The following is a 7,148-nucleotide window of genomic DNA, read 5'->3' as shown; positions in this document are numbered from 1 at the left end:
ATCCCATCGTCAGCCTGCCAGCCGTGGCCGCCTGACCAGCCCGACCAAAGCCGGCACGCGGTGGCTCTGCGAAGCTACACCACCAGCAGGGACACGACCCTTCATCTCGGGCTGTGGACGCTCATTCAAACGCAGCTGATGTACAGCTAGCTGCAGCATGAGGCTGTGCCGATGACGGTCGTCTTCATCGTTAAGCTTGTCATCGACACGGCGCTCTAGAGCCCGTTCGAGCGGGGTAGGGGCCAAAGCTGGAGTCTGAACGGCTGGTACGAAGGGTGAATCAGGCATAGAGCTTGCGTGTCGCGAGAATGCCCTAGCGAGCGGATTCAGCCCTGAGAGGCGGTAAGCCGAACGTACGACCGCCCGCGCGGCCTGTACGGATTTGCGCAGCATGACCACGGCGATTTGAACAATAGGATGCTCGTCGAACGCCTTTGTCGCAACGAGCCTGCGAAGCTGAGCCGCGTTCCATCTCGGCGCCCCGTTAGCAATCCGCAGATGCTCGGAGCGGTCGTCGGGCCGATGGAGGCCGTTGGGGCTGCCGACCAGTCCAATGCGGTGTGCGATGCCAGCCGGCGTGAGTGGTGCCTTATCGAGTTCTTTGAGCTCTAGAGGCGACAACGCCAACCCATCCCGTTCTCGCAACGCGACCGGCTTCGGAAAGGCCATTCGCGACTGGAAGCGGCTTCTGAACTGCGCCAAGTTTTTGCTGATGTTGAGCTGTTCCCGAAACCCTCCAACCGCATCCTCACCGGAAACCCAGGCCTTGATGTCGTGGATGTAGCGCGACGGGTTATCGATTGCGGTTGCGGTCATGGCGGCGCGCTTAATCGCGATCACCGCGGCCTGACGCATTGACTGGTTGCCGTCTCCGACATCATTGCCATGCTCTTCGAGCGTCTCGTCGGTCCCGCGCAGACGGCCGGATTGCGAGATCGCGATGCTTCCGGAGCGATCGGGGCTCTGGCCGAGCTGGACATCGGCATGAAGCATGAGAGATTTGCGGTGGCGCGTCATCGCCACGAATAGCGGCTCGGCGCTCATCAGCGTCGTCATCGCGACGATGGTGCGATCGACCGTTGCACCTTGGGAAGCATGGACGGTCGTGGCATAGGCATGCTGGGCGATCGGGGCAGCGCTGTTGCCATTCGCAGAAACCAGGTCTTTCCAGGGACGCCGGAACGAGATGGGGGTCCCATCGATCGCCAGCCTGTCGAGAGCAAGTGTCATAATGGGACCGTCGGGACCCTGCTCTATCCACATCACGCTGGCGATGTCAGCATTGTAGAGAGTGATGCTCCCGAGGTCGACGCGCTCGCCGAACATGATGCGATCCCCGCACGACAGGGGCAGGTCGACGGGCCTTGCATCCCGGGCATGGCGCGGGATGGCAGGAACGACGATCTCGTCTGTGCTGAAGCGGCCGGCCTGTTTCAGGCCGTCGCGGACCAGCCGGTTAAGCTCCGCGACATCGTCGTTGCGGCTGGTGATCAAAAGTTGGCCGCGCATCACCTCGTTGAGGTTCGCGTCGTACCCCAACACGGGCTCCAGATAATGCTTCGCAGCCTCAGCGAGCGTCTTATCTCGCCCTGAATGCATCGCGATCGCGCCTGCCATATCGTAGCTGTCGATGGCCGCTGACGCTCGGCCGGCGGCAAGATCCATCGAAGCCTGCCGCATCCAGTCCATCTCCTGGCGGCGGATGGTGTGGAGTGCCCCATGTCCAATCAGGCGTGTCAGCGCGCGCATCGGCGCGCCCGCGGACACCGGCTGTAGCTGCCGTGTATCCCCAAGCAGGATGAGTTTGGCGCCGGCCGTAACACAATGGCGCGCCAGTGCGGCAATCTCGAGAAGTCCCGACATGCCGGCTTCGTCGACGATCACGATGTCCTGCGCCGTGAGAACATGCTGACCCCTCTCAAGCGCGACTAGAAGCGGCGCCAGGGCCGACGCCCTTGCGGGTGCGACGCCGGCATCGCGCCGGACGACATGCGTCGCCTGCCAACTGACCGAAGTCACCCGCAGTGAAAGACCAGCAGCCTTGGCGATAACGCGAAGGGCCGCGGTCATGTGGCTCTTGCCGGCGCCGGGTGGTCCCTCAATCGCGACGATGGCGTCGTCATTGAGAGCGTGCGCGATTGCGTCGCGTTGTTCTGCCGACAGGAGGGTGTCCTTGGTCAGCGCGATTTCGACCGATGCAGGCGGCACGCCGTGCCAGCGTCCGCGACCAGCTTGCGCCATCCGGAGCACGTCGTGTTCGGCCTTGATCAGGGTTTCCGAGGTATAGATCGCGTCACCTTCCATTGTCCTGTCGACCGCGACCAGCGCGGTCCGGACACTTTCGGCTTCAACGAGCGCAGCGTCAGCAGAGGCACTGACCTGCAGCTCCTCTGCGACAAGGCGCAGGATCTGGGGCCAAGTGAGCAGGGCCTGGTTGGCGAAGATGCGATCGATGAGCCGCTCGGCGTCGATGGGCGGGGAGGGGGGTGGTGGTGTGCGCTGCTCGTCCAGCGCTAGTCTGGCCTCGACCTCGGCGAAGGCTGAGACATGGTCGAAGCCGGTCTCGCGCGCCTGACGCGCCCAATCGCGGGTTAGATCCGCCAGCGAAAGGCCCTTGATCTTGTCGGCACGGGTCTTGTTGCTGATCATCTGCGCCCGCTTGCGGTCCGCCGCGGTGTTGATACCAGCCGCATGAGCGTCGTCCTCGATCGCGATCCGGCGCTTCGAGAGCAGGCGCGCGACCGCATCGGGCACGATTGGAAGCTTGAAGTTGCGACCGTCGCGGACGACCTCGAGACCGAGTTCCTCGCGCAGGATATAGGCAAGCTCGCAGCGATGTAGCGCGGCGATCGCGCCGCCGTGCTGCTTCAGGCGATGGTTGTCGATGGCGCCAATTTTCCCATCTGGGCGCACACAGATATTGAGAAGCACGGCGTGCGTGTGAAGCTGCGGATCGAGATCGCGCGACAGGATGTGCGTGTAGAGTGAGGCGACCGTCTCGGAAGCCGGCTCATGGCGGGCGCTGCGCGCGCCGGTGCGCGTGATAATCAGCCCTTCCGTCTCGATATAGCGCAGGACGCGCAGGAAGGCGCGGCGATGGGCGGACTGGATCGCGACACGCAGATCGGTCGAGCCCAGCGCGTACAGCACGGAAACAGACTTCGGCACGCTGATCTGAAGGTCGTAGCCGACCACCTTCCGTCGCCTTTTCCTGCCTCCGTCGCCCGCGCCGCTCTGTGGAACCCGCGTCAGTTGCTTGCCGGTGCGGGGATCCTGCCCCGCCGCCAACCGCACGATGACGTCGGAATCGGCCATATCACCAGTGCGGATTGAATCGAACGGGCTGTTTCGAACCGTCCGCGCATGACGGATCTTGTAGAGGAGGCCGGGCATATCGACCTCGTTGTCATAGTAGCCCAATGGCGGTGCCGACCCATCGCCAAGGCTGGCCTGCAGCTGTAGCGCCTCGGCAGCCTGCTCATCGTAGTAGCCGATCGCCTGGATCCGGGTGCAGTTGAACATGGTCAGGCGCTTGATTGACTGGGGCGTGCATGCGCTTGCGGCACGGGTCCTGAGCGCTGGGATCCAAGGACGTCGGCGACGAACTGCGCGATGTGCTCGATCTTGGCATCGACGATCGCCTGGCGGGCGAGCGCGTCACCGATCTCGCGTCGTATCGCGGCCACGCTTTCGGTGCGCTCAAGAAACTGGATCAGTGCGAGTTCGACCAGTGACGGAAGGCGGATGTCGACACGGCGCGCCTCTTTCCGGGCGCGCTCCAGCAAGGTGGGATCAATGTCGACACGTAGTTCGGCAGATTTGGCCATGATGAACGATCCCCGGTTGATTGATGAGACAGCGTAAGGACTTACAAGAGGGTTAAGCACCGTAGGGAGCGTCATGCGTCCAGGAAAATCTAACGGAAAGCGCAGCTCGATCAAACGCGCAAAGGGGGAGATTGCGCATTTAGCGCGAATCAGTCAGCGTCATGATCGACGGGCAAGTCCGCCCGGACCAGTGTGGAGTAGTGTCAATGTCGGAAATGAAGTTTGGCGGGTCTGTCAGCCACAAGGCGATGGAGGCCGCGATGGAGGAGCTGGAAGAGAAGGCTCATGGGCGCCTCAGTGAGGAGGACTTCGAGCTCCTTTTCGGGGAGCGCTGGGCGAAGCTCAAGGCAGTCGGGGTGATCAACAACGCGTTGATCGACGGCTACGGCCAGAAGGCCTCGGCGGACGATGACAGTCACGGCCTCTTCGACGAGAAGGAGCAGGCGCGCCTGATCCTGGAGCGCTACGATGCGCGGCGGGCGCCGGCCTCGATCAAGCGGCGTCGGAAAGGTAAGGCCGCGGAGGACGGGAAGGACCACGCGGCGAAGGTGGGTCTTGGCGATGCCTCCGCGCACGGCCGCGGGGAAGGGCAGGGCCTCGGCTCCCGCTCGACGAGCTTCGATCAGAAGCAGGAGCCCGATGCCCCGACGTCGCCGTACCAGCCTGACGATCTCGAGCGCCGGTTGTGATGGCGGGCACTTCTACGACTGGCACTCTCTCGGCTGAACCGGCCGGTTCAGTCGAAGGCGAGGTGCCTAGCGGAAATCCCTTCGGGGCGGTCGAGGGAGGCCAGCAACCCCTCGACCTTGGCGGCCTGCTCCTCCTCGCGCAGCAGGAGCAGGCAGGCGCAGCCGAGGCGCGTGTAGCCCAGAAGCGTCAGGACGTTTTGGACCAGGGCTGCCGGCGATCGCATCCGCGCGATGCGATCGGACAAGATCGCGACGAGGAGCGGCGCGCCGTTCTCGCGCTCGAAAGCCAACTGCACGCCAGGCACGGCCGGAAGTGCGTTCAGGAGGCCCGGCAGCGTCAGGCTGGTGAAAGCCACGCCATCGGGACGCCATCCTCGCGCCGCCCAGATGCAGCGAGCGGAGTCATGGGTCTCCAAAACCAGCTGGACAGCGCGTGTCGCGGCATAGGTCTGCCAGGTGCCATCGGTCGCGGTGAGGACGGAATCGTACTGTGCCCGGTCCGCACGCTCCCGGGCCTCAAGCATGGGCAGATTGAGCTCACCTGCAATCAGGCGTTGTCCGGCCGAAAGTGCTTCCCTGGGAGAGTACTGGCTCCAGCGGTCGAGCAGAACCAGTGCCGAGAAGGGCTGCTCGGCCATCTCGCCGGCAAGGTGGGTAAATCTCACGTCATCGCGGACATACTCCAGGAACCGAAGAGCCTGGATCATCCGCTTCGGCACCGAGGCGCTCACTCCGAGCTCAGCCGCGAACGTGCGGAAGATCCCGTCCCTCTGGCCGCGCCTGGAGTCCTTGAGCTTCGCATCGAGCTCAAGCGCCCGCTGATGCCAGTTCTCGACCGCTCGCCGGCCGCCACGCCGTTCCCGCTTCGCCATCCGCTCCAAATCCCGCCGGCCTAACCCGCGAAACCATGCCGGCTCCGTCCGGTCAACACTGAAGAGGTCCCATCATGACGAGTAACGACACTGCCGACGCCCCGAAGCTTGACCGGTTCGGGTTCGACTTCGGAATCGCGACGAGCAAGCGCCGTGCTGAAATGGCAGCGGCGCGCAAGGACGGCGAATCTTTTGACGGGCTCACCGACCGCGACGTTGCTTTGATGGTCGAGCGAGGTCAGCACGCCATCATGGCGGCGCAGACCGTAAGGGGCCGCTTCCTAGGTGATGTCAACGAGGTGTCTGTTACCGCCGTCTACCTTGCGGCTACCGCTGCGAGTGAAGATGCGATCCAGCTCTTCGATGCTATCGCTGAACGGAAGGCCGACTTACGCGTCCTCCTCAAAAAGATCCGCGACTACCATGAGGCGGTCGAAGAGGAGCGTAAGAGGGACGAAGAGCATCGCCGCGCAGCGGACGCCGCCAGCATCGTCGCCGCGGCCGCAAATGCCGACACCGGCAACAAAAACGCCGGCACGTCGCGCCCCGCTGCGGCGCTCGGCGGGCCGGATGGAATGCATGCAGCCAGCAACCCTAAGCCCACTGGTGAGCCTCGGCAGGGTTCCTGACAAATGACGTCCCGCATATTCAGCGAGAGTGACCCTTCCAGCAGTTAGTATGACGTCATCTCGGTGACCGTGCATTCAGAGGCAGTGTTGCGCGCTGTTTGGCACGCCGGGGGCCTTCAGGCTTTAGCCCAGGGAAGCGTCGATCGGGTCTAGCGTCAGTCCGTAGGCGATCGGTATCGTCAAACATGGGCGATTAGGTGGATCGGCTATGGCGGCCGGCGCACCGCATCCCTAACTGACCCTTGCCAGCCTGATCCGCGGATCGAGCCGCGCCATGACGAGATCGACAATGAAATTCGCGAGCGCGACCTATAGCGCGATCACCGCGATAGCGCCGAAGAAGGCCGGGCCGTTATGGCTGTCAATCGCATCGATAGGCGCCGAGGCCACACGTCTGAGGCAAGGTAGGGCAGGTCGGTGGTAGTCGTTGGGGATACGCGTCGGCCGGATGCTCACAACAGGCGTCAGCTGCTGACGACCGATTGGCCCAACAGAGCATCTAATCCGCGATCCCAATACGGATCCGGTCCTATGCGATCGACCATCCAGTCGATGAACGCGCGTACTTTCGGAGCGAGTTCTCTCGAACTTGGGTAAAGACCCCATAGCGTCTGGGTCGAAACGAGGGGGTACGCGGGAAGCGCCAACACCAGAGCCCCGCTTCGAAGCTCGTCAGCGGCGCACCAGGTCGCCATCCAAGCTATGCCGAGGCCGGCGCAGGCTGCATGCCGCACGGCCGCTCCGTCATTGATCCGAAGCGCGGGGGACACCTTTCGTATGATCGCTTTCCCATCACCGTCCACAAAGGTCCAAAGATCCAGCGTACCGACAACTAGGCAGGCGTGCCTGGCAAGATCGTCAGGCGTGTTCGGCCGTCCGCGGCGCTCAAGATAGTCGGGCGACGCCACGAGGACACGCCGATCTGGCGCGAGGCGTCGCGCGATGAAAGAGGAATCGCCGAGTTCGGTGTAGCGGACTGCCACGTCGAATGCGCCTTCGACCAAGTCAACCACGCTGTCAAACGGCCTGCAAAGGGTCGTGTCCCATAGCGTGGTGTAGCTGACGGTGGTCACCGGCGATTGCCGGTTAGGTTTGGGTTGTGAACGCCAACCCTGAACCGAGAGATCCCCG

6 protein-coding genes are annotated in these 7,148 nt (G+C 63.5%); 2 read left to right on the top strand and 4 right to left on the bottom strand.

Annotated elements, in window-relative coordinates; genetic code table 11:
- Positions 1-9 precede the first annotated feature (9 nt).
- Together mobF and ACFPN9_RS20495 are read right to left on the bottom strand one after the other, a co-directional pair.
- Positions 10-3,522, bottom strand: coding sequence for a MobF family relaxase (gene mobF / locus ACFPN9_RS20500; RefSeq protein WP_377817538.1), 3,513 nt, complete (start codon positions 3,520-3,522; stop codon positions 10-12).
- A gap of 2 nt (positions 3,523-3,524) precedes the next feature.
- Positions 3,525-3,827, bottom strand: a complete 303-nt coding sequence (locus ACFPN9_RS20495; protein ID WP_377817537.1) for a hypothetical protein — start codon at positions 3,825-3,827, stop codon at positions 3,525-3,527.
- Between the two features lie 260 nt (positions 3,828-4,087).
- On the opposite strand from ACFPN9_RS20495, the gene ACFPN9_RS20490 reads away from it, so the two are divergent.
- Positions 4,088-4,516: a hypothetical protein gene (locus tag ACFPN9_RS20490; protein WP_377817536.1), complete on the top strand. Its 429-nt coding sequence runs from the start codon at positions 4,088-4,090 to the stop codon at positions 4,514-4,516.
- Positions 4,517-4,563: 47 nt separating this feature from the next.
- On the opposite strand, the gene ACFPN9_RS20485 is transcribed toward ACFPN9_RS20490, so the two are convergent.
- Positions 4,564-5,388, bottom strand: a complete 825-nt coding sequence (locus ACFPN9_RS20485) for a hypothetical protein (RefSeq protein WP_377817535.1) — start codon at positions 5,386-5,388, stop codon at positions 4,564-4,566.
- Positions 5,389-5,462: 74 nt separating this feature from the next.
- Here ACFPN9_RS20485 and ACFPN9_RS20480 point away from each other — a divergent pair, with 74 nt between their 5' ends.
- Complete coding sequence (locus ACFPN9_RS20480) at positions 5,463-6,017, top strand: hypothetical protein (RefSeq protein WP_377817534.1); 555 nt, start codon at positions 5,463-5,465, stop codon at positions 6,015-6,017.
- A 464-nt stretch (positions 6,018-6,481) separates the two neighbouring features.
- Here the strand turns inward: ACFPN9_RS20480 and ACFPN9_RS20475 are convergent.
- The coding region (locus tag ACFPN9_RS20475; protein WP_377817533.1) for a substrate binding domain-containing protein at positions 6,482-7,148 on the bottom strand (667 nt) is incomplete at its 5' end.

Source organism: Allobosea massiliensis, from assembly GCF_042655245.1.
Lineage (GTDB): Bacteria > Pseudomonadota > Alphaproteobacteria > Rhizobiales > Beijerinckiaceae > Allobosea > Allobosea massiliensis.
Note: the sequence above shows the minus strand (reverse complement) of the source record. Positions and strands in the feature narration are given on the sequence as shown.